This is a genomic window from Philodulcilactobacillus myokonensis, assembly GCF_027923585.1.
In the GTDB taxonomy this organism is placed as follows: Bacteria; Bacillota; Bacilli; order Lactobacillales; family Lactobacillaceae; genus Philodulcilactobacillus; species Philodulcilactobacillus myokonensis.
On the sequence record NZ_BRPL01000004.1, the window covers coordinates 67459 to 90174 of the forward strand.

Annotated in this window: 10 protein-coding genes; 7 read left to right on the forward strand and 3 right to left on the reverse strand. The window is 37.3% G+C overall.

From position 1 onward, the window contains the following. Nucleotides 1-3: 3 nt before the first annotated feature. A complete protein-coding gene (purD, locus tag WR164_RS07550; RefSeq protein WP_286137000.1) occupies nt 4-1281 on the forward strand; it encodes a phosphoribosylamine--glycine ligase in 1278 nt (425 codons plus the stop codon). Between the two features lie 312 nt (nt 1282-1593). Here the strand turns inward: purD and WR164_RS07555 are convergent, their stop codons facing one another. Both WR164_RS07555 and glyA read right to left on the reverse strand, forming a co-directional pair. After that, the gene (locus WR164_RS07555) at nt 1594-2463 is read right to left on the reverse strand and encodes a bifunctional 5,10-methylenetetrahydrofolate dehydrogenase/5,10-methenyltetrahydrofolate cyclohydrolase (protein WP_286137001.1); all 870 of its coding nucleotides are present in this window, start codon (nt 2461-2463) and stop codon (nt 1594-1596) included. 25 nt (nt 2464-2488) lie between these two features. After that, entirely contained in the window at nt 2489-3736 is a 1248-nt protein-coding gene (gene glyA, locus WR164_RS07560) for a serine hydroxymethyltransferase (RefSeq protein ID WP_286137002.1), read from the reverse strand. A 234-nt stretch (nt 3737-3970) separates the two neighbouring features. Between glyA and purH the strand changes: the two genes are divergently transcribed. From purH to WR164_RS07580, 4 genes are all read left to right on the forward strand, one after another. Further along, entirely contained in the window at nt 3971-5503 is a 1533-nt protein-coding gene (gene purH, locus WR164_RS07565) for a bifunctional phosphoribosylaminoimidazolecarboxamide formyltransferase/IMP cyclohydrolase (protein ID WP_286137004.1), read from the forward strand. Nucleotides 5504-5750: 247 nt separating this feature from the next. Beyond that, nucleotides 5751-17063: a DUF5776 domain-containing protein gene (locus tag WR164_RS07570; RefSeq protein WP_286137005.1), complete on the forward strand. Its 11313-nt coding sequence runs from the start codon at nt 5751-5753 to the stop codon at nt 17061-17063. A gap of 213 nt (nt 17064-17276) precedes the next feature. Further along, nucleotides 17277-18800, forward strand: coding sequence for a glycosyltransferase family 2 protein (locus WR164_RS07575; RefSeq protein ID WP_286137006.1), 1524 nt, complete (start codon nt 17277-17279; stop codon nt 18798-18800). Nucleotides 18801-18824: 24 nt separating this feature from the next. Then, nucleotides 18825-18974, forward strand: coding sequence for a hypothetical protein (locus tag WR164_RS07580; RefSeq protein WP_286137007.1), 150 nt, complete (start codon nt 18825-18827; stop codon nt 18972-18974). Between the two features lie 43 nt (nt 18975-19017). On the opposite strand, the gene WR164_RS07585 is transcribed toward WR164_RS07580, so the two are convergent. After that, on the reverse strand, nt 19018-20004 hold the full coding sequence (locus tag WR164_RS07585) for a D-2-hydroxyacid dehydrogenase (protein ID WP_286137008.1): 987 nt from the start codon (nt 20002-20004) through the stop codon (nt 19018-19020). Between the two features lie 169 nt (nt 20005-20173). On the opposite strand from WR164_RS07585, the gene WR164_RS07590 reads away from it, so the two are divergent. Together WR164_RS07590 and WR164_RS07595 are read left to right on the forward strand one after the other, a co-directional pair. Next, entirely contained in the window at nt 20174-20395 is a 222-nt protein-coding gene (locus WR164_RS07590; protein WP_286137009.1) for a transcriptional regulator, read from the forward strand. A 125-nt stretch (nt 20396-20520) separates the two neighbouring features. After that, nucleotides 20521-22590: an AAA family ATPase gene (locus WR164_RS07595; protein WP_373876924.1), complete on the forward strand. Its 2070-nt coding sequence runs from the start codon at nt 20521-20523 to the stop codon at nt 22588-22590. Nucleotides 22591-22716: the final 126 nt, after the last annotated feature.

Genomic DNA, 22716 nt, shown 5'->3' on the forward strand with positions numbered 1-22716 from the left:
ATCATGGAAAAATGGCTTGTAATCGGCTCCGGTGGCCGTGAATATTCAATTGCTCAAACATTAGCGAAGAATGAAAACCGAATGGTCTACGTTGCTCCTGGCAACGTTATGATGGACCGTTTGGAAAGGGTTGAAACCACCCCGATTGATGAAATGGACTTTGATGGTCTAATTAATTTTGCAAGGGAACATCAAGTTGCATATACTGTCGTTGGTCCCGAAGATCCACTCGTTGCCGGAGTTGTTGACCAGTTTGAAGCAAATGGATTACGAGCATTTGGTCCCCGTCAAAATGCTGCAGAATTAGAAAGCTCTAAGGTGTTTGCTAAACGGATCATGAAGAAGGCTGGTGTTGCTACTGCTGACTACCGTAAATTTACCGATGGGGATGCTGCCCTACATTATGTGAAGTCACTAAAACAGTTCCCGGTTGCTGTCAAAGCCAATGGTTTAGCAGGCGGCAAGGGTGTTGTAATTGCCCATAACGCTGATGAAGCGACCCAAGCCGTTACCAAGTTATTGATCAATTCTAAACACCAGGATGAGCTTTTGATTGAACAGTTTTTAAAGGGTGAAGAATTTTCACTCTTTACAATGGTTTACAATGGACAAATTGTCCCGATGCCAGTTGCTCAAGATCATAAACGCCTTCATGATGGTGGTAAGGGACCAAATACTGGCGGGATGGGTGCTTATAGTCCCGTTCCAGAAATCACGCCAGAAATTATTAAACATACTTTAGATCACGTTGTGAAGCCAGTAGTGGATGAAATGAAGAATGGAGGCCGACCGTTTAATGGTTTCTTATATTCTGGTTTAATGCAGACGGCCAATGGCACTAAAGTCGTGGAATTCAACGTCCGCATGGGTGATCCAGAGACCCAAGTCGTTTTACCACAACTAAAAAGTGATTTAGGAAATGTCATTAAACGGATGATGTTTGATCAAAATGTAAGCCCTGATTGGCAATCAACAGAGTATCATTTGGGTACGATTGTGGCATCCAAAGGTTATCCGAAACATCCGATTGATGAAAAGCCACTTCCAAAAGTTAATCAGCCGGGCTATCTAGTAACTTATGCTGGTGTTAAAAATAAAGGCAAACAAGTGGTTAGTGATGGTGGCCGAATTTTAATGGTCAGCACTTCTGATTCAAGTTTGGCAAAAGCTCAGCACAGAATTAACCGGTTGCTAGATCGAACGGTTGATACTAATGATTATACATATCGACATGATATTGGATACCATGGCATTAATTATTTGAGGAAAAAATTGAATTAATTGAAAAAGCAACTATAATTATTAAAATAATTATAGTTGCTTTATTTTTATTTCAAAATTCTATTTATCAACGACATGATTATAAAAGTGATGAACGTATAAAATGGAATTAGATAAATCGATACCATGGCAAAATATTTGTAAAAATAAAAATAATATTAATGAAGATTATTGCTAATCTTATCAAGGCATTTAAATATTTTTTTAACATAAAATTCTCCTTTAAAAAATTGATAATTTTAGAATAACATAAAAAAACGGTTGGATTTTTATCCAATCGTTTTTTATTAGTTATGTGATTTAATTTTAAATTTATTTGTGTCTTCTAACGGCATCCTCAACGGTTTGTTCCATCAACGTTGCAATTGTCATTGGACCAACACCACCGGGAACGGGGGTAATGTAGCTAGCAATTGATGAAAGATCATCAAAGTCAGCATCTCCAACCAATTTATCATTTTCATCCCGGTTTTGGCCGACGTCAATGATAATCGCACCTGGTTTCACATTATTCTTGTTCAAAAGATGGCATTTGCCAGTAGCAGAGATGATAATATCAGCTTTTCTAGTGTAGGCGCTGGTATCATTAGCAAACTTATTGATGTTAGTGACCTGAGCGTTCTCATTCATCAAAAGGTTAACCATTGGCCGACCGACAATTTTACTGCGACCAATCACAAGGGCATTTTTACCCTTTAAGGAAATTTGATACTGCTTGAACATGGTCATAATTCCGCGGGCAGTGCATGCAATCGGGTAGCTACCCTCATCGTTAATGGCTAACCGACCAACGTTAAATGGAGAAGCGCCATCAGCATCCTTTTCAGGATCAATGCGACTGATAACGTGATCCTCATTAATCTGTTCTGGAAGCGGTGATTGAACCAAAATCCCGTCAATTGAATTGTCTTGGTTATACCGATCGATTAATTTCAGAACGGTATCTTCTGAGGTATCATCCGGAAGATGCTTAACATCCGATTGAATCCCGAGCTTCTTAGCTTTGCGATTCTTCATTCGGACATAAAGCTGACTGCCAGGATCTTCACCAACAAGGACGACCACTAATTTGGGAAAGATATGGTTTTGATTTAATTGTTGAACCCGTTTAGCAGTTGCATGATTAATTTCTTTTGATAATTTACGACCATCAATAATTTTAGCTGTCATCATATTATCCATCGTATCCCTCTTGACTAAGTTTGAATTAAGCAATTGGATCCATTGGGTGTTTAGAAGTTAATTGAAAAACTTCGTGTTTAATCTGTTTCATGGCATCTTTGTCATCATGGTGTCTGATGACTTCTAAGATCAATTCGGCGACCTTAGCGGCATCGGCTTCTTTGAAACCGCGGGTGGTAATCGCAGGGGTGCCTAATCTTAAACCGCTGGTAGTTCTTGGTCCTCTTGGGTCGTTTGGAATTGCTTCCTTATTAGTAGTAATCATAACTGAATCCAAAGCACTTTGTAAATCAGCACCGGTAATATCACTGTTTCTTAAATCAAGAACCATTAAATGATTATCAGTTCCGCCGGTTACAACCCGGACTTCTTTGGAATTATCGAATACCTTTGCCATGGCTTGGGCGTTCTTGATGATTTGTTTGCCATATTCCTTAAATGCTGGTTGTAAATCTTCGTATAATGCAGCGGCTTTACCGGCAATCACGTGTTCTAATGGACCACCTTGGGTACCAGGGAAGACAGCTGAATTAATTTTCTTAGCGTATTTAGCTTGTGATAAAATCATGCCACCACGAGGTCCTCTTAAGGTCTTATGGGTAGTAGTTGTGACAACATCAGCAATGCCAACTGGACTAGGGTGCAAACCAGTAGCAACCAATCCAGCAATGTGGGCCATATCAACCATTAAGTAAGCACCCACTTCATCAGCAATTTTTCTGAATTTTTTCCAGTCAATGATACGGCTGTATGCGGAAGCACCAGCAATGATCATTTGTGGTTTTACTTTTTTAGCCATTTCTTCAACTTGATGATAATCAATCCGTTCAGTTTTAGGATCTAATCCGTAGAAGTAAGAATGATAGAGTTTCCCGGAGAAATTGAATTTAGCACCGTGACTTAAGTGACCGCCGGCATCTAAACCCATTCCTAAAATGGTGTCGCCCTTTTTCAAAAAGGCAGCATAAGCAGCTTGGTTAGCTTGTGAGCCTGAATGGGGTTGAACGTTAGCGTATTCAGCGTGGAATAACTTCTTAGCACGGTCAATAGCTAATTGTTCAACAACATCAATATTTTGGCAACCACCATAATAACGTTTACCAGGGTATCCTTCAGCATATTTATTAGTTAAAACAGAACCTTGGGCAGCCATAACGGCGTTTGATGCAATGTTTTCAGAAGCAATCAGTTCAATCGTATTTTCTTGACGGTTCTTTTCATTCCTAATTGCTTGCCATAATTCTGGGTCTTTTTGACTATAATTGTAATTCAATGCTAAACATTCTCCTTTAAATCAAAGCTAGATAATTGGTTACAAATTAATTTTAGCATAAATATACAAATAATACGAACTTTATTTTAAAATAATCTATTTAAGTTTACTTTTGATATATAATTAAGAACAATTAAACAAAATAATTGTTGAAATGTTCGACAATTTGTTTTATATTAAAGTTGTTGATTTCAAAAAGTTGGACTTGAATAAATAATTAAAGGAGTGTCATGATTGACAAAGCTAGCAGTATTAAGCGTTTCAGATAAACGCGGCATTAGTGATTTTGCTAAACAATTAATTCAACGTGATTTTAAGATTGTTTCAACTGGTGGAACTTTTGAAGAATTAAAGAAGAACGGCGTTGATGCAACTCCAGTCGAAGACATTACTCATTTTAAAGAGATGCTTGATGGTCGGGTTAAGACTTTACACCCCAATGTTTTCGGCGGAATCCTAGCTAAACGTGATAATCCTAAGCATATGAAGCAGTTGAAGGAAAATCATATTTCAACGATTGATTTAGTTTGTGTGAACCTTTATCCATTTAAGGCTACCATTCAAAAACCGAACGTTTCGGAAGATGATGCTTTAGAAAACATCGATATTGGTGGACCTTCAATGTTGAGAGCAGCTGCTAAGAACTATCATGATGTTTTCGTTATTACTGATCCAAGTGATTATAAGGACTTCATTGAACATTATGATCAAAAGGATACTGGTGATACCTACCGTCATCATTTAGCTGCTAAGGTATTTCAAACGACTGCCGCTTACGATGCTCTGATTTCTAAATATTTATCCAATGATCCATTTCCTGATAAACTAACGTTGACCTATGAAAAGGCTGATGTCATGCGCTATGGTGAAAATAGTCACCAAAAGGCTGCCTACTATAAGGAACCGATTCCCGAAACATTCTCATTAGCAAACGCTAAAAAACTTCACGGAAAGAAAATTTCCTACAATAATATGTGTGATGCCGATGCAGCCTTAAGAATTATTTCTGAATACAAAGAACCGGCCGTGGTTGCCGTTAAACACCGTTCACCTTGTGGAATTGGAACTGATGATACCCTATATAAAGCATGGCGCAGGGCTTATGAATCAGATACTATGTCTATTTTCGGTGGAATCGTTGCCTTTAACCGTACCGTTGATTTAGACGTTGCTAAAGATTTGCACAAAATTTTCTTAGAAATTGTGATTGCCCCTAAATTTAGTGATGATGCTTATAAGTTATTAGCTGAAAAGAAAAACATCCGTTTAATGACCGTCGAAGACTTCACCGGCATTGATCCTCATCACATGGACGAAGTTAGTTTACTAGGTGGCATCTTAAGACAAACTCCTGATTTGACTTATGAAGCTCCTTCAACCTTCAAAATCGTTACCAAAGCCCAGCCAACCGATGAACAGATGAAGGCGATGGCATTTGGTCAACACGCCGTTAAGAATGTTAAGAGTAATGCCGTTGTGGTAACCACTGGTAATGAAACCTTAGGGATTGGTGCCGGCCAACCGAACCGAATTGATTCCGCCAAAATTGCGATTCATAAGGCAATTAATAAACCAGATTATAATCATGCAGTCATGGCATCCGATGCTTTCTTCCCAATGGATGATTGCGTTAAATATGCAGCTACCCATGATATTAAAGCCATTGTTGAACCTGGTGGCAGTATCCGTGATAAGGATTCCATTAAGATGGCCGATCATTACGGGATTGTTCTAGCATTTACAGGTGTTCGTCACTTTAAACATTAAATCGTAATTTGCTTTTTAATCCATTTTCAATTAAAATGATTCATATTTCACACATAAATATGAATCATTTTTGTATGTATTTAGATTGTAATTTTATTGATGTAATAATGATTATTATTTGTAATATTTTTGTGATTAAATTATAATATTCATGAAACATTGATATGTTATACATTATCTTAGTTATGTATATTATGTTTATAAGGTGATAAAAATTAATTGATAAAACAAGGGGTGTTTTTTAATATTGCAATATAATAAAAATCAATTTAACAAAATAAATGATAAAAAAGTCATGAAAAAAGTTAAGAAGCAATGGGTTGTTGTATCCCTTGCTACCTTAGCTTTAATTGGTGGTTATTCAGCAATGAACTTAACTAGTGTAACTCCAACACATGTAGTTATTGCTCATGCTGCTCAAACACTCAATAGTGGCGGAAGTGCAGGTAAGGATGGTTCTGCTGATTCTGCTACACCAAGTAGTGGAAGTAGTAGTCAACCTCAATCTGCTCCTGCTGCTCAACAAGCAACCGGTCAATCAAGCAAACCAGCTCAAAATAGCACAAGCAGTAATTCAGGTTCTACTACTAACAGTAGTAATACTGAATCTGATAAACAAAATGCTGCGGCAACTAATTCTGATAAAAGTAGTCAACAAGTAAAATCATCTAATAATGATGATTCTAACAAGACTGCTCAAAAGGCTGTTCAAGCATCAGGTGTCGCATCTAACTATACTTCTAAGAGTGGAGTAGCTTCTACTGGTTCCACTGGAACTAATCAATCAAGCGGTTCTGCATCTAATCCAAGTAATTCATCAGGTAGTATTAGTGGTAAAGCCTCATCAGCTTCTTCTGATTCTAATGGAAATGATACCAAAATGGTTTCTGTATCCACTAATAAAGGATTAAAACTTAATGCTAAGTCCTTAAATGAATTAAAGAGTATTAAGTTAACGACTGCTAATAATCCTTCATTAACATCTGATCAAAAACAACAAGCTGATGATGGTGCCGATGCTTATTGGAATAGTATTCATCCTAATGATTCTGATTCAGATGTTAGCATCAGTGGTGCAAGCACAAGTGATCAAAATTATCTTGATGGATACAGTGGTGCTAGTGCAGCCTGGAATCAGTACAATTCAAATAATAGTTCTTATGGAACTCAACCTGTAAAGAATTATACACAAAACAGTGCATCGAATCCTAATGATCCAAGTAGTGTTGATCCAAATCAATTAGATACTGGGAAAGCTAGTGTAAGTAACGGTGAACCAGTTGACATTCCATTTGATCCGACTACAACTGGTAATCAAACCAGCCAAGAATCAAGCAATGATGATCGGGTTGACCATAGCCAAGCATATAATGAAGGAGTTGCAAGATTTCTTGCTCGTCAGGGAACACAAGATGCAGAAACTGGTCGTTGGAATGGTGCTGATAAGAACGGATCATATAGTGCTTATACACCTGATTCAAGTTCGACTAATGCTTATGATCAAGCATATTCTGGGGCTCAGGCAGCTATAAATCAGCAATTTAATTCTGATAACACATTTAGTAATTATAAGAACGGTATTTTCAATCCAAGCGAGATAACAACACCTTCTGCTAATTATGATTTTGGATTCCAAGATGTTAAAACAAAAGTAAACAATGGAACAGCATTTGTATCAAATGCACAACAAATTACCAATGCTTTGAGTGGTGTTAGTAAGAGTGTTGATAATCCTACTTTAACTGGCTCAATTACTTCTGATGGTAGTATTAACCACATTAGATTGTTAACCGATATTAATTATAGTGGGGTATCATCAATTGGTGAATCTCAGTTCCATATATATTATAATAATGGTTCTTCTGCTTTTATGAATCTTGATGGTCAAAATCATAGTACTGATTTTCATGGAATATCATATTATGTTAACCAACCAAGTAATGGGAATATTACTTTTGGCATGAGTAATTTTAATGCTGCTTACGGATACAACTTTTATGGACCATTTAAAATAGAATCTGGAACAGCAACTGTTAACTATAGTAATGTAACTTACGTTGGTTCTCAGCTAATGAGTAGTGCCTATGTTAAAGCTAATGTGAATGTATATGGTAATTTAAATGCGTTCTCAGTTGGTAATTATACTAGTCCATTTCAAACATTTGTACCTACAGAAAGTTATAATTCTACTGATTATACAAATGGAAAGTTGGGTAATAATAATCACTATGGTAGTAATCAGCAAAATTTTGAAGCTAATAATTTGGAATTACATCCAGGTAGTAATTATTATGGTTCAACTACTGGTGGTAATACCGTTGAATTGACAGGTAATTTAACACTAGATAGTGGTTCTAATATGACAGTTGCACCACTGAATGGTTCTAGCTCTGAACATACTAGTCAAGCTACTGGATTGTACCTAAGTGGATCTAGTTCAAAAGTTAATATTGAATCTGGTTCTCATTTAACTATCAATCCGCAAGCAGGATACAATAGGAATGCTGCACAACCTTTTGATATTACCCAATCATCTGGTTCCATTGTTGTTGATGGAGGAACACTTACTGTTAATATTAATGGACAGCCTAAAACTTATAGTGATGATGAAGGTACCATTAAAGTAGATAATAATGGTCATTTTGACATTAATGCTAAAAAATTAGGTAATTATAGTAATGCAATATTAAATGTTGGTGGTACTTTAAACATTACCAATCGTGGTAATTTCAGTATTGTAACTGATGGATCTGGAAGCAATAATCTTACTTTATTAAATAATAGTAGTAAAGCCGGTTCTTTTAATATTGATAACCCTGGTAATAATGTTACTTTACAGATTCAAAATAATGGTAATGGTAAATTATTTGCTAATCAGATTAATGCATATTCAGTAAGATATGGTGTAAGTAATGATGGAAGAAGCAATGTTACATTTAGTGATCCTTCTTATGAAGTTGATGTTCCTAAGAGCGGAAATATTAAATATTATAATACTTCAAATCATTCTTATTCTTATGATACGAACACAGATACTAGCCAACTAAAATACCTAACATTTAAGGCTACCCCTAATGCTTACTTAGATGGACCAATTTCTGTTCAGACGGGTTCATCTAATACCTATAGTGTTAACGGAAATTTGCGTTTAGATAATTTGCCTTCAAATGATCCTACTATGAAAGGTACTGGTAATCAGAAGGTATACATTGATGTTAATGTTGATGGAAGCCAATTAACCAATCCGTCTAATGTTAAACTTACTGTCTATGATCCTACTGGTAAAGATGTAATTGCAACGGATAATAATGGACAACCAATTAATTTAACTAATACACCTAATGATTCTGATTCTAAGAGCTTTAATACAAGCCATAATTATACTGGTTCTATAAATATTCCTAATATTAATAATAATGATATAATTCATTTTAGTTATCAGTTAAATAGCAAGCCTCAAAATAATGTTAGTGTTACTTCTCACTATTTTGTTATGGATCAAAAACAGACATTGTCAGAACCAAGTGGTGGTGGTACTCAACTTGATAATGATTTAGAAAACCCACTAAAGGGTGAAGATCCAATTAGTTCTACTACAGATGCAAATGGTAAGTTTATTCAACCATATACACCGAGTGCTGATGATGCATCTGCTAGTGGATATCAAGATGGTCTACAACAGGCACAAAGTACTTCACTAAGTAATATTGATAAAGCTCGACCAACTGATAATGGATCCAACTGGAGTAACTATAGTAATTCTAGTGAAGATATCAAGAATGCATATAAAAATTCATACAATAGTGGATTTTATGGTTATCAACAAGGCATAAAAGATAGAAATAGTAATAGTTATAATTATTCTAATCCGACAAATCCTAATAAAGATAGTTCATCAAGTTATACTAATGGTTATCACCAAGTTCAGAATGATTATAATGATGGATTTAATAATCGAATAACTAGTTCTAATCCAACAGATCCTGATAATAACTCTGGATATACATTAGGTTATAATAATGCATCTGGTGTTAAAGATACTATTAGTAATCAATATAATCCTAATTCCAGTGATAATAATTATATAAATGGTCACAATTCATTTAATAGCGGATTACAAGATCCAAATGCTAAAAATGATAATAATAGTAATCAATATAACACTGACAATGCATATCGTTATGGTTCTATCATGTCTAATGGATTTAATAATGCTAAGAATCCTAATGATAATAGCAGCAGTAAGTCTAATGTTATCGGTAATCCACCTTCTTCTATAGATAATCAAGCATATCAAGATGGAGAAGATTCTTATAATGGTATGTCTGATGCGTTAAGCAAAGATTCATCACAAAATGGTAGCACAGCTTATAATGCATCTAATAGCATTGCTAAATCAGGATTAAATGATGGTATAAATCCTAATAGTAAACAAACAGATACAAGTAATTATAATTCTCAGCAAAAAACTATTTACAATAATTCTAAAGCAGCTGGTAAGGGTATTAATGATGCATTATCTAGTACTTCTAATACACCAAGTGATGGCGGATATAATAATGCTGATGAAGTAGATCAAAAATCTAATTATCAAAATGCTTATAATGCTGTTAAAGATGGGATGAATAGTAAAGTTGGACAACAACCATCATCTAGTAACGATAAATCACAAAACGTTGCATATAATGTTGGGCAAGCGACTGAAGCTGGTATAAATGCTGCACAGTCTCAATCTACAACTTCTAATCCATATTCTAATGATCCTGAAAAAACTGCTTATGAAAATGCTAAACAGGATTATAATAAGGGAAAGAATAGTAAATTAACTTCATTTGATAATAATAAAGATGATGCTTATAATGCTGGAATTGCTGCTGGAAAAGGTTTAACAGATGTTGAAGGTAGCAAAACTTCTGAAGATCATCCTGATTATAATTCTTGGTCAAATGCCGAGAAAAATGCATATACAAATGCTCAAAATGCTTATCAAGCAGGTATGAAAAATGGAGACGCAGGACGTCCTGATAAGTCTGCTGATCCTGATGCTTATAAAGCTGGGCAAGATGTTTCAGTAGCAGCAAATGAAGGTGTTTCCGATGCAATTAATGGTAAAACTTCTAAAGATAATTCAGATTATTCTAAATGGAAAAGCTCTGGAGATACTTCTAAAACAACTGCATATGATAATGCTCAAAAGGCTTACCAAGCTGGATTAAATGGAGATAATGGTTCAGATAAAGCCAATGCAAAGTTAAATAGTACTGCTAATTCTGCTGGTTTAGCTGCTAAAGCTGGAATTGATGACGCACAAAAAGGTAAAGATAACTCATCACAAAATTATCCTAATGATCCAGAAAATACTGCCTATAAAAATGCACAAAAAGCATTTAATGCTGGCTTAGATAATAATAAGACAGCCGATGATCAAGCAGCAGCTAAATTGAATCCAGCAGCAAATGCAGCTGGGCAAGCCAGTCAACAAGGCTTAAGTGATGCCGTCGGCAATCAGGATATCCGTAAGGATCCAAAGAGTGATTATAATAATGGTACTTGGAGCCCATCACAGAAGACAGCCTATGATAATGCACAAAAAGCATATCAAGCTGGTAATGATGGAAACAAGACAGCTGATGATCAAGCAGCAGCTAAATTGAATCCAGCAGCAAATGCAGCTGGAGCTGCAAGTCAGCAAGGCTTGAGTGATGCCGTCGGTAATCAAGATATCCGTAAGGATCCAAAGAGTGATTATAATAATGGTACTTGGAGCCCATCACAGAAGACAGCCTATGATAATGCACAAAAAGCATATCAAGCTGGTAATGATGGAAACAAGACAGCCGATGATCAAGCAGCAGCTAAATTGAATCCAGCAGCAAATGCAGCTGGGCAAGCCAGTCAGCAAGGCTTGAGTGATGCTGTCGGTAATCAAGATATCCGTAAGGATCCAAAGAGTGATTATAATAATGGTACTTGGAGCCCATCACAAAAGACGGCCTATGATAATGCACAAAAAGCATATCAAGCTGGTAATGATGGAAATAAGACAGCCGATGATCAAGCAGTAGCTAAATTGAATCCAGCAGCAAATGCAGCTGGGCAAGCCAGTCAGCAAGGCTTAAGTGATGCTGTCGGCAATCAGGATATCCGTAAGGATCCAAAGAGTGATTATAATAATGGCACTTGGAGCCCATCACAGAAGACAGCCTATGATAATGCACAAAAAGCATATCAAGCTGGTAATGATGGAAACAAGACAGCCGATGATCAAGCAGCAGCTAAATTGAATCCAGCAGCAAATGCAGCTGGGCAAGCCAGTCAGCAAGGTTTGAGTGATGCTGTCGGTAATCAAGATATCCGTAAGGATCCAAAGAGTGATTATAATAATGGTACTTGGAGCCCATCACAGAAGACAGCCTATGATAATGCACAAAAAGCATATCAAGCTGGTAATGATGGAAATAAGACAGCCGATGACCAAGCAGCAGCTAAATTGAATCCAGCAGCAAATGCAGCTGGGCAAGCCAGTCAACAAGGCTTAAGTGATGCCGTCGGCAATCAGGATATCCGTAAGGATCCAAAGAGTGATTATAATAATGGTACTTGGAGCCCATCACAGAAGACAGCCTATGATAATGCTCAAAAGGCATATCAAGCTGGTAATGATGGAAACAAGACAGCTGATGATCAAGCAGCAGCTAAATTGAATCCAGCAGCAAATGCAGCTGGAGCTGCAAGTCAGCAAGGCTTGAGTGATGCTGTCGGTAATCAGGATATCCGTAAGGATCCAAAGAGTGATTATAATAATGGTACTTGGAACCCATCACAAAAGACGGCCTATGATAATGCACAAAAAGCATATCAAGCTGGTAATGATGGAAATAAGACAGCTGATGATCAAGCAGCAGCTAAATTGAATCCAGCAGCAAATGCAGCTGGAGCTGCAAGTCAGCAAGGCTTGAGTGATGCCGTCGGCAATCAGGATATCCGTAAGGATCCAAAGAGTGATTATAATAATGGTACTTGGAGCCCATCACAGAAGACAGCCTATGATAATGCACAAAAAGCATATCAAGCTGGTAATGATGGAAACAAGACAGCCGATGACCAAGCAGCAGCTAAATTGAATCCAGCAGCAAATGCAGCTGGGCAAGCCAGTCAGCAAGGTTTGAGTGATGCTGTCGGTAATCAGGATATCCGTAAGGATCCAAAGAGTGATTATAATAATGGTACTTGGAACCCATCACAAAAGACGGCCTATGATAATGCACAAAAAGCATATCAAGCTGGTAATGATGGAAATAAGACAGCTGATGATCAAGCAGCAGCTAAATTGAATCCAGCAGCAAATGCAGCTGGAGCTGCAAGTCAGCAAGGCTTGAGTGATGCCGTCGGCAATCAGGATATCCGTAAGGATCCAAAGAGTGATTATAATAATGGTACTTGGAGCCCATCACAGAAGACAGCCTATGATAATGCACAAAAAGCATATCAAGCTGGTAATGATGGAAACAAGACAGCCGATGACCAAGCAGCAGCTAAATTGAATCCAGCAGCAAATGCAGCTGGGCAAGCCAGTCAGCAAGGTTTGAGTGATGCCGTCGGTAATCAGGATATCCGTAAGGATCCAAAGAGTGATTATAATAATGGTACTTGGAGCCCATTACAGAAGACAGCCTATGATAATGCACAAAAAGCATATCAAGCCGGTAATGATGGAAACAAGACAGCCGATGACCAAGCAGCAGCTAAATTGAATCCAGTAGCAAATGCAGCTGGGCAAGCCAGTCAACAAGGTTTGAGTGATGCTGTCGGTAATCAGGATATCCGTAAGGATCCAAAGAGTGATTATAATAATGGTACTTGGAACCCATCACAGAAGACAGCCTATGATAATGCACAAAAAGCATATCAAGCTGGTAATGATGGAAACAAGACAGCCGATGACCAAGCAGCAGCTAAATTGAATCCAGCAGCAAATGCAGCTGGGCAAGCCAGTCAGCAAGGTTTGAGTGATGCTGTCGGTAATCAAGATATCCGTAAGGATCCAAAGAGTGATTATAATAATGGTACTTGGAGCCCATCACAGAAGACAGCCTATGATAATGCACAAAAAGCATATCAAGCTGGTAATGATGGAAATAAGACAGCCGATGACCAAGCAGCAGCTAAATTGAATCCAGCAGCAAATGCAGCTGGGCAAGCCAGTCAACAAGGCTTAAGTGATGCCGTCGGCAATCAGGATATCCGTAAGGATCCAAAGAGTGATTATAATAATGGTACTTGGAGCCCATCACAGAAGACAGCCTATGATAATGCACAAAAAGCATATCAAGCTGGTAATGATGGAAACAAGACAGCCGATGATCAAGCAGCAGCTAAATTGAATCCAGCAGCAAATGCAGCTGGAGCTGCAAGTCAGCAAGGCTTAAGTGATGCTGTCGGCAATCAGGATATCCGTAAGGATCCAAAGAGTGATTATAATAATGGCACTTGGAGCCCATCACAAAAGACGGCCTATGATAATGCACAAAAAGCATATCAAGCTGGTAATGATGGAAACAAGACAGCCGATGACCAAGCAGCAGCTAAATTGAATCCAGCAGCAAATGCAGCTGGGCAAGCCAGTCAGCAAGGTTTGAGTGATGCTGTCGGTAATCAAGATATCCGTAAGGATCCAAAGAGTGATTATAATAATGGTACTTGGAGCCCATCACAGAAGACAGCCTATGATAATGCACAAAAAGCATATCAAGCTGGTAATGATGGAAACAAGACAGCCGATGATCAAGCAACAGCTAAATTGAATCCAGCAGCAAATGCAGCTGGGCAAGCCAGTCAACAAGGCTTAAGTGATGCCGTCGGCAATCAGGATATCCGTAAGGATCCAAAGAGTGATTATAATAATGGTACTTGGAGCCCATCACAGAAGACAGCCTATGATAATGCACAAAAAGCATATCAAGCTGGTAATGATGGAAACAAGACAGCCGATGATCAAGCAGCAGCTAAATTGAATCCAGCAGCAAATGCAGCTGGGCAAGCCAGTCAGCAAGGTTTGAGTGATGCTGTCGGTAATCAGGATATCCGTAAGGATCCAAAGAGTGATTATAATAATGGTACTTGGAGCCCATTACAGAAAACAGCCTATGATAATGCACAAAAAGCATATCAAGCCGGTAATGATGGAAACAAGACAGCTGATGATCAAGCAGCAGCTAAATTGAATCCAGCAGCAAATGCAGCTGGAGCTGCAAGTCAGCAAGGCTTGAGTGATGCTGTCGGTAATCAGGATATCCGTAAGGATCCAAAGAGTGATTATAATAATGGTACTTGGAACCCATCACAAAAGACGGCCTATGATAATGCACAAAAAGCATATCAAGCTGGTAATGATGGAAATAAGACAGCTGATGATCAAGCAGCAGCTAAATTGAATCCAGCAGCAAATGCAGCTGGAGCTGCAAGTCAGCAAGGCTTGAGTGATGCCGTCGGCAATCAGGATATCCGTAAGGATCCAAAGAGTGATTATAATAATGGTACTTGGAGCCCATCACAGAAGACAGCCTATGATAATGCTCAAAAGGCATATCAAGCCGGAGAAAATGGTAACACTACAACAGGTGATGCCAAACTGGACAATGCTGCGAATGTAGCCGGACAAGCTGCACAAACAGGAATTAATGATGCACAAGCAGGCCATGATAATTCTGATAATTATAATAACCCAATTGAAAAATCTGCATATCAAAATGCTCAAACATCATATAGTGCTGGATTAAAAGGTGATACAACAAGTAGTAATGCTAAGCTTAATCCAATAGCTAATGGTGTTGGTACTGCAGCTGGACAAGGAATTACTGATTCTATTAGTAATATTAATGCTGCAAATGATTCAAACAGTGATTATCGTAAGACATGGAATCAAAATCAAAAAGATGCTTATGATCGTGCTCAAAAAGCATATAAAGCTGGCTTGAATGGATATAATAATTCAGATTCATCATTAAACAATACAGCTAGTTCTACAGGTCAAGATGCTTCTTCTGGAATTAATGACGGTGTTAGTGGTAAACAGTCGCAATCACATAAAGATGGAACTTACAGTGATGGATATAATGTAGGGGAAGCTGCTCGTAAGGGTGCAAATGATGCAGCCGCAGGTAGTAACCCTGACCCACAATTTAATGGTAGTAATTCTGTTGATAATGCTTATAATAATGCTTATAAGAATGTTAAAAATAATCAACAACTTAATGGATCTCAACCATCATTATCTAATGTTGCTGCTCAAGCTGCTCAAATTGCTCAACAAGGTAAAAACGATGCAGCTAAAGGCTTTAATTTAGCCGATCCTAAAAATAAGAGTAATAGTAACCCTTATTATAATGGAACTTGGACACCAAGCCAGAAACAAAATTATGATAATGCACAAGCTGCATATCAAGCTGGTAACCAAGGTGATACAACAAGTAACAATGCAAAACGTAATAAGGATGCTAATGATGCCGGTTACAAGAACTATGAATCAAATCAAACAGCACCAACTAATTACGATTATCCTCAGGGTCAAGCTTCTGGTGCTCAAGCATTCGTCAATGGAACTGCTAAACCAATTAACCAGGCTAATCTGGTTGGTAAATCTGATGACTATAAGAATGGATTCTTACAATCATACCATGATGCTCAATCTGGATTTAACACTGGTTTAGATGGTGAACCAAATGATGAACAAGATAATCAAAGCTTCAGTGCTGGTTATCAAGCTGGTCAAGATTATCGTCAAGGTTCATTAGATGCTACCCAGGGCAGAAAGCCTGAAGCTAATGGCAGTTATTCATACCACATTGGTTATGATGCTTACAATAATGGTGCTAATGATAAGAAAGTATCCAATGACTTCCTTAACAACTTAACGCCTGATTATCGTAAAGCTTATGAACAAAATTATAACCGTGGTTTAACTCAATACCACCAAGATGTAAATGATGGTGCTAAAGTTGGTCGTAGAAGTGCTAATGACTTATTAGAACCTACTGATTTAGCTGGACAATCATCAGCTTACATTAAGGCATATCGTAAAGCTTATGACCAAACTCTAAAGGAAGTTATTCCTCGATACGTTTATAACCTTGGGACGATTTTTGAACATAAATCATACCGATTTAGTCGTAAGAATCGGATCGAGAAGTATCATCGAGCAACCCGTCCTAACCGACATGTCTTTAGAGTAACTGGGTTCAGAAGAACTGCTTCTGGCAAACTTGTTTACAAGGTTCAAGGCCACGGTTGGATTACAGCTAATAAGTTATTAGTTGCGGATGCTTATTACAGACATAGTCATGATGGTGCTGATAGCCGTCGAATTAAGGTTATTAAGCATGGTGGTACCTATGTTTATAATGACAAGCAATTTAACGATCAGACCCAGGTAAGATTCTTGCCAACTGGTACTAAGATGCACGTTAAATATGTGGTTAGATTAGGTCATCTAACTAGATTCTACATTGGAAATGGTGAATACATTTCAAGTAATAAGACCATCGTTAAAGAAATTAGATAATTTCCTTAGACGATTAATAAACTAAAAAAGAATTGCTTTAAAGCATGTTAACTCAAATTTACAAATTGAGTTGCTGAACTTTTTAGCAATTCTTTTTTTATCCATCATTTAATTTAAAAAAGGCAAAATAATTAGTAGCTATTATCTCTGAAAATGTTATTATGTAAGTGGATATAAGTGTTTTCATAATTAAATACAAGGAGCGACTTTACAATGAAGCGGTTTAAATCACCTGATTTAAAAAAGTCACCCAAAGTATACATTGAAATTTTAATTGCATGGGGTGTCACAGAAGCTTTATTTGGAATTCGCTTATTCGAGCATGCCATTGATAGTAGTAATGACCTTAATCGATTTTTATTGATTATGAATTTCGTCTTTATTTCCTATTTTTGGCTCAACGGATTAAAGGATATTTTCTTTGTTACGAATTATTATTACATGCGAAGGAAACGAATCAAGGCTGAATTTTATCTAGAGCGTCATTATCATTTTAAGAAACCACCATTCGTTGCGCTAGTTTATACAACGTGTGATGATTTTATTCCTGATAGTTTGGAACGTTCGATGCATCAGACCTATCCGAATTACCATGTCTATATCTTAGATGATTCGCGGTCAACTGAATATCAAAATGAGGTGAATCAGTTTAAAAAGGATCATCCATCAGTTACAATCATCCGGCGTAAGATTCACCATGGCTTCAAGGCCGGTAATTTGAACCATTTTCTATGTCACCATAAATGGGATTACTTCGTTTTACTTGATAGTGATGAAATCATTCCCCGCCGGTTTATTGAAAAGGCACTGCCATTCTTTAAATTTGATCATGATTTAGGCATTTTGCAGTGTAACCACATGAGTACTAGAAATTATAATCATTTTATGAAAACGTTTTACCGGGGTGTGAATGCCCATTGGCCGACGTATCAGTTGGTAAAAGAAAAATATGGGTTCCTATCATTACTTGGCCATGGTGCCATGATTAGCCGAAGTTGTTTTAATGACGTTGGTAAATTTCCGGAAGTTGTCGCAGAAGACATTAGCTTTACAGTCAAATCCTATTTAAAAGGTTGGCACACCCGTTTTTCAGAAACGATTAATTGTCAGGAACAATTTCCCATTGATTACTTAGCATTTAAAAAGCGGTTGTTTAAATGGACCGGCGGTAATTTAGAATTTATCCATAATTACACTAAGGCAATTTTTACCAGTCATAAATTTACCTGGTACGATAAATTGGATATTGTACTATTTACCTACGCATTGCCTCTGACATATGTCTTTTCAATCTTTTTGGCACTGAATTTGATTTTGATGCCAGCTAGATTGATTACTCCTGATTATTCGGCCGCGGCTTTAGTTCCAACCATCATTTGTTTCTTTAGCCCTGCTTGGAATGATATGATCTATAATTTTGGGAATCGGCTTAATTTCTTTAAACAATTAAAATATAATATTAATTCACTGTTGTTATATGGTTCGATGTACTATGCCAGTATTTCTTCATCGGTACTGTATCTAATGGGTAGAAAGCCTAAGTTCATCGTGACACCCAAAGCTGATCGAAAATATACGGTTTGGCAAGCAATTTATTTCAATATTAAGGATTTAATTTTTGGGGTCTTTCTATTATTGATTAGCTTTACTTTTGATAAGAGCCTAGCACCAGTTGCGCTAATCATTACGCCAATTTTTGCTGAGCCTTACCTAACATTAATTTCTGGTAAGGAGTGATGCATTATCTGGTTATATTATATATTGACATTAATTATTCCAGTCATCATCATTTTATTGTTAATGATTATTATTCAATTGATGACCGATATTATTTGCTGGATTTGCCGTAAGTTAGAAAAAATGAATCGTAGTAAACAGAATCATACTCCCAAAAAACAAGCTTCCAATTAAGTTGGAAACTTGTTTTTAGTTTGCTTTAATTAGTTCTTGAGATTTATTTATTAACCTGATCTTCTACTTTTTCGCCTTTAATGCCCTTAATCGCATCGCCCAGTGATGTGAAGACCATGTTGCGGTTGGAAACGTCGGTATTGAAACCAATGTGCGGTGTGATGTTAACATTATCCATCTTCTGTAATTCGTTGAAGAATTGATTGCCAGTTGGCATGTGACTTAGTTTATGATCAAACAATGGGTCTTCGCCTTCGATCGTATCTAAACCAGCAGCGGCAATTTGCTTATGTTTTAAAGCATCAATTAATGCTTGGGTATTAACGACGGCACCGCGGGATGCATTAATCAAGAATGCGGATTTCTTCATTAATTTGAATTCATCACTATCAATCAAATGATGAGTGGAATCTAATAATGGGGTGTGCAAAGTAACGATATCAGCATTGGTTAATAGTTCCTTTAATGGTACGTATTTGACAATGGCTTCTAAACTATTCCGGTGAATGGGATCGTTTGCAATGACGTTGCAGCCCAGTGCCTTGAAGACGCGGGCAACTTCTGAACCAATTTTACCGGCACCGATGACACCAACGGTTAAGTTATAAAGTTCTTTTGACATCGTCCCGGCCCATAGGAAATTGCCTTGTTGTTCCCTCCTGACGATCTTCTTGAAATGCCGTAAAAGCATTATGACGTGCATTAGAACTAATTCACTGACTGACCTTGGTGAATATCCGGGAACATTCGTTACAACCAAGTGATTTTTAGTGGCGGCTTTTAAGTTTACGATTTCATATCCGGTATGGCGAATGGCAATTTGTTTGATGCCAAACTGTGCTAGTTTTTCATAAATAGCAGGGTCCTTATCAATCGTATGGGTTGATAAACCGTCATATTCCTTCAACATATTAACAGTATCCATGGTTAATGATTTATCAGTTGTATCAATTTTAACGTGATTTTGTTTTTCAAAATCTTGAATGTCATTGGCTTCACTGGGTCTTGCGTTGAACATTAAAATTTTCATATTAAATCATCCTTATTTTAAATATATTTGAGATAAGTATAAACCATTTTATGAGATTTCACATTAATTTCTAATTATTAATTTAAAAATATATCACTTTTGTGATGCTCTACACTTGTGTTATATCACAAATGTGTTATAGTAATAATCGAAGGGTAAGTGATAAGCAATGAGAATTGATATTAAGAGATATTTAGATGAAAATAATTTATCTATTTATGAAGTATCAAAAGAATCAGGCTATGGTTACACTACTCTTCATAAGGCGTTCAATAAACATCAAACCAGTTCCACTTCAATGAATTTAAGGGACTTGGATGCGTTAGCGCAGACTCAACATCGCCAAATGTGGAAAATCCTAAAGGAATTAGAGGAACACTATTTGGAGTAATGAGTAGTCGAATAGTCGTTAAAAAACTCGTAGTGAATTCAAAGGTTTGAATTTATTATGAGTTTTTGTGAAATTTGAATGTAATTTTAAAACATGATTAGTTTATACGTAAGGAGATCGATATTATGGCAATGTTTCCAAATGACCCATTCTCAGATGACATGGACAAAATGTTTGAACAAATGATGGGCAATAACAATCCGAATACCCGTTATACAATTAATGGGAAGGAAGTTACCCCTGAACAATTAGAACAATTAAGAAAACAACAAATGAACCCGAACCAAAAGAATAATCAGAGAGGCGGCATTCTTGAGAAATTAGGACGCAACCTTACTCAAGAAGCCCGCGATGGCAAACTTGATCCGGTCATTGGTCGCAATAAAGAAATTCAAGAAACTGCCGAAATCTTATCAAGAAGAAGTAAGAACAATCCCGTTTTAGTCGGGGATGCTGGTGTTGGTAAGACCTCGATTGTTGAAGGTCTAGCCCAAGCCATCGTGAAGGGTAACGTTCCAGCACCAATTAAGAATAAGGAAATCATCAGTATTGATATTTCTAACTTATCTGCTGGGACTCAATACCGTGGTAGTTTTGAAAAGAACATCCAAAATCTATTTAAAGAAATTAAACAACGTGGCAATGTGATCCTATTCTTTGATGAAATTCACCAAATCTTAGGTGCAGGTGATACTGGTGATAACAGTGGTTCGAAAGGTTTAGCTGACATGATCAAGCCCGCATTATCACGTGGTGAAATCACGGTCATTGGTGCTACCACTCAGAATGAATACCGCAATACAATTATGAAGGATACCGCTTTAGCTCGTCGTTTCAATGAAGTTGAAGTTAAGGCTCCATCTAACAAGGTAACTTTCGATATTTTGCAGCACATCAGACCATTGTATGAAAAACACCACCACGTATCATTACCAGATGATGTTTTAAAGGCTGCCATTCATTATTCTAACCAGTACATTCCACAACGGAATTTACCTGATAAAGCCATTGATTTAATTGACATGACCGCTGCCCACTTAGCTGCTCAACATCCCGTTATGGACAAAGATCAAATCAAGAAGATGATCCAATCTGAACAGGATGCTCAACACAAGGCCGTTCAAAAAGAAAATTATGAAGCTGCCGAAAAGCACAAGAACCAGGTTACTAATTTAAAGAAACAATTAGCTAGCGACAATGACTCCACGAAGGAAGCTACTGCAACCGTTAATGATGTTGCCCAGGTAGTTCAAAGATTAACTGGGATTCCAGTTACCAAGATGGGTGATAACGATATTAAACGATTACAAGGACTTGCTGACCGCTTAAAGGGCAAGGTCATTGGCCAAGATGAAGCCGTTGACGATGTTGCTCGTGCCATTCGAAGAAACCGGGCTGGATTTGATTCAGGTAACCGGCCAATTGGCAGTTTTCTCTTTGTTGGACCCACCGGTGTTGGAAAGACTGAACTTGCTAAACAATTAGGTTTGGACATGTTTGGCAGTAAGAAATCGATCATTCGTTTAGATATGTCTGAATACTCTGATAGGACCGCTGTTTCTAAATTAATTGGTGCAAGTGCCGGTTACGTTGGCTACAACGATAATAACAACACCTTAACTGAAAAAGTACGTCGGAATCCATATTCCATCATTTTGCTTGATGAAATTGAAAAGGCAAATCCACAGGTATTAACCCTATTACTTCAAGTTTTGGATGATGGCCGCCTGACAGATGGTCAAGGCAATACCGTTGACTTCAAGAATACAGTTATCATCGCAACTTCCAATGCTGGATTCGGGAACGAGAAGATGACTGGTAATGATAAGGAAGACAAGAGCCTAATGGACAAATTAACTCCATACTTCAGACCAGAATTCTTGAACCGGTTCAACGCCATCGTTGAATTCTCCCACCTAACTAAGGATGATTTGAAACAAATCGTTAACTTGATGTTAAATGATGTTAACCAGATTCTTGCTAAGAAAGGAATGGATGTCAACGTTAATGATGATGTTAAACAATTATTAATCAACCAAGGTTACGATGAAGCAATGGGTGCTCGTCCACTTCGTCGGGTTGTTGAAAAGCAGATTTTAGACCGCATCACCGATTTCTACCTTGATCACCCAAGCATTAAACATTTGAATGCTGATGCTAAGGATAATCAGGTTGTCATTAGTGAAGCTAAGTAATTATAAATTAGTGAAGCTAAGTAATTATAAATAAGTAAATAAAATCATAAAAAAGTCGGTTATCCGAAATGGGTAACCGGCTTTTTGCGTTGGATAATATTTCTTAATTGGTTACCATTATGATAA